Origin of the sequence: Nonomuraea sp. NPDC049480, assembly GCF_044465905.1 — a bacterium.
Classification (GTDB): Bacteria; Actinomycetota; Actinomycetes; order Streptosporangiales; family Streptosporangiaceae; genus Nonomuraea.
Map to the genome: position 1 here is coordinate 1 of NZ_JBITMD010000074.1, position 2,980 is coordinate 2,980.

At 65.7% G+C, this 2,980-nt stretch carries 4 protein-coding genes; 2 read left to right on the plus strand and 2 right to left on the minus strand.

Annotated features, from left to right (window positions below; all coding sequences use genetic code 11):
* Positions 1–112 precede the first annotated feature (112 nt).
* Both ACIBX3_RS61115 and ACIBX3_RS61120 read right to left on the minus strand, forming a co-directional pair.
* A complete protein-coding gene (locus ACIBX3_RS61115; RefSeq protein WP_397130014.1) occupies positions 113–292 on the minus strand; it encodes a hypothetical protein in 180 nt (59 codons plus the stop codon).
* Positions 293–465: 173 nt separating this feature from the next.
* Positions 466–747 carry a hypothetical protein gene (locus ACIBX3_RS61120; protein WP_397130015.1) on the minus strand — a complete coding sequence of 94 codons (282 nt, stop codon included), beginning with the start codon at positions 745–747 and terminating at the stop codon, positions 466–468.
* 1 nt (position 748) lies between these two features.
* On the opposite strand from ACIBX3_RS61120, the gene ACIBX3_RS61125 reads away from it, so the two are divergent.
* Together ACIBX3_RS61125 and ACIBX3_RS61130 are read left to right on the plus strand one after the other, a co-directional pair.
* Positions 749–1,639: a DUF3500 domain-containing protein gene (locus ACIBX3_RS61125; protein ID WP_397130016.1), complete on the plus strand. Its 891-nt coding sequence runs from the start codon at positions 749–751 to the stop codon at positions 1,637–1,639.
* On the plus strand, positions 1,636–2,901 hold the full coding sequence (locus tag ACIBX3_RS61130; RefSeq protein ID WP_397130017.1) for a hypothetical protein: 1,266 nt from the start codon (positions 1,636–1,638) through the stop codon (positions 2,899–2,901). The genes ACIBX3_RS61125 and ACIBX3_RS61130 overlap by 4 nt, the downstream gene beginning before the upstream one ends.
* Positions 2,902–2,980: the final 79 nt, after the last annotated feature.

Here is a 2,980-nt window from a genome sequence, read left to right on the forward strand (position 1 = left end):
ACTGGTCACAATGGCGCCGCCGTCATCAAGCCGCCGCTCGACGCTGCCACTACCAGCGCAGATCCCAACCATGATCGCGAAATGTCACTGGAGTATTAGACGACGGAGTGGCTCACCTGCCGGTGTAGGTGCTGGCGGCAGCGGCCTCGGCCTGTCCATCGCCGCCACCCTCGTGGCGTCCTGCAATGGCGATGTCGATTGGCGTTCGAACCTCTAAGGCCAAGAACCGATTCAGAATCTCATACATATCTAATTCAATATTTTTGTTGTTGTAGTGAGCACTCGACATCATTTGCCTACGGATGAGGCGTGTCCTCATTGCCGTGGCACAACCCCATCGTCGATCCCGACTGGCGCGAGCCAGACGACCACTACACATTGTGCCTGTTCTATTACCAATTGTCATTATCGTGGCATGAACCTTCCTTGGAGCACTGCCTTGACTCTTCCTAGCATCCACCGCTCCTACCTGCGGGAGCGTGCTCTTGGCGCGAGTATCGCGGCCATGCTCGTGCTCGCGACCGCATGCTCGTCCGGTGACACTGGATCCACTGCGAGTCCGGCATCTTCCAGCGGCACCGCATCTTCCGGCAGTTCTGCGGGGTCGGCTAGTCCGCTCGCTTCCGACGCGTTGACCAGCGCGCTGTCGGCTACCACGTGCCCGGCCAGTTCGGCGGCTGCGTCCACGGGGAAGACCGGCGAGGCCGCGGCTGCGGTTCTGACCGAGACGAAGGCTTTCCTCGGCACGTTGGACTCGACGCAGAAGACCACGGTGGCGGGGGAACGAACGGCGGCCAATCTGGGGCAGTGGTCGAACCTGCCCGATGGGCTGTTCAAGCGCGCAGGTCTTCGGATGGACGCGCTGAGCGCGGCGCAGCAGGCTGCCGTTCTGAAGATCCTCAAGGCGGCGCTGAGCGAGGACGGGTACAAGCAGGTCGTCCAGATCACGACCGCGGACGGCGTTCTTGCCGCTGCGGGAGGCATCAGCCTCGACTTCGGAGCGGATCATTACTGGATCCGGATCCTGGGAACCCCGTCTGCGACCGGAAAGTGGACGGTTCAGTACGGTGGCCACCACCTGGCCGTCAACGTCACGATGGCCGGGGATGCGATGACACTGGCCCCGACTCTGTGGGCGGCCCAGCCGGCGGCTTACGCCGAGGCCGCCAAGGACGTCGAGCCGTTGTGCGGTGAGACGGTGAAGGCGTTCAAGCTCGTGGACTCGCTGAACGCGACGCAGCTGAAGGCCGCCGTGCTGACGACGCCCGTCAAGGAGATCGTGCTGGGGGCCGGGCAGGACGGAAAGACCCTGGCGGCCGAGGGCGTCAAGGCCTCGACCTTCACCGACGCGCAGAAGACCCTGCTGCTCAGCCTGGTGGACGAATGGCTCACCCCGTTGAACGCCGAGCAGGCCGCCGCCAAGCTGAAAGCGGCCAAGGCGAACCTCGACAAGACCACGTTCGCCTGGTACGGATCGACCAAGATCGGTAACCCGATCTACTACCGGGTGCAGGGCCCGACCTTCACCATCGAATTCGCCCACCAGCAGGGCGCGGGCGCCAACGCCGGCGGGATCACCCACATCCACGCCATCTACCGCGAACCCGGCAACGACTACGGCGCCGAGCTCGGTTCGTGACCCTCAGCCGACGTCTGGTCCGATGGGCGGCGGCCTCCATTCTGGGGGCCGCCGGGTCGGTACTGATCGCGATGCCCGCCGCAGCGCACCCCACCGACGAGACCATCCAGCAGACCTACCTCACACCCACCGGCTCCCAGCTCGCCATCCAGCTCGACCTCACCCCCGGCGTGCTGGTGGCACCGGCGTTCGCCCAGACCATCGACACCAACGGCAACCACACCCTGAGCACCACCGAGACGACCGCGCACGCGGACCAGGTGACATCGAAACTCGCACTACGCGTTGACGGCCGGGCCGTACCGCTCACGATCACCAAGCGCACCTACCCCGCCTACGACCTGCTCGCCGCAGCCGGTGGCGCGGTGACCCTCGACCTGACAGCCGATTTGCCCTCCGGCACCCGCAACATCGTCTTCACCAACAACTACAACCCAGGCCGTACGACGGTGCAGATGGACGTGCTGGTCGCGGCCGCCGACCCTGCACCTCTGGACACCATCGCGCACGCCGATGAGGGACGGACGATCACCCTCGCGCTCGCCCAGACCGGGGCGAGCGCTTCGGCCAGCCGTCCAGCGCCCGAAAAGACCACCGCGGCACCAGCACCGAACGGGGCAGCGATGTTCCGTGCGCTCCGCACTCCACTGACCTCACCCTGGGCGTTGCTGGCACTGATCAGCACGTGCGCCCTGCTCGGAGCCTTCCACGCACTGACCCCCGGCCATGGCAAGACCCTGCTCGCCTCCTACCTGGTCGGCGCCCAGAGCACTCCCAAACAAGCGGTCACCCTCGGCGTGGTCATCACCGTCACCCACACGGCCGCCGTGGTCGCGCTCGGCACGGCAGTCCTGGCCGCAGGACGCTTCATCGTGCCCGCAGTCATCGTTCCCGCCCTCGAAGCCACCACCGGAATCGTCGTGCTCGTCCTCGGAGCGCGCCTGATCCTCCGCCGACGGCGGCACCACGACCACCACCACGACCACGGGGATCACCACCACCCAGAGCATCATCACCACGACTCACCCGGGCGCACCCTCCTCGCCCCGGCAGTCGAACACCAGCACGCGCCACCGGCAGTGCCCTCGACCTTGCGTGGCATCGCCGCCATGGGCGTGGCAGGCGGGATCATCCCCTGCCCCGAAGCGTTGAGCGTTCTCCTCCTGGCCATCGGCCTCAACCGCACAGCACTGGGCCTGACCATGATCGTCGCCTTCAGCGTCGGACTGGCCGCAGTCCTCGTCGGACTAGTACTCCAGTGACACTTCGCGATCTTGGGCGTTGAGGTGGCATGAAGACGGCCACCACGTGATCATTCGGAGTTTGTGAAGACATCCCAAG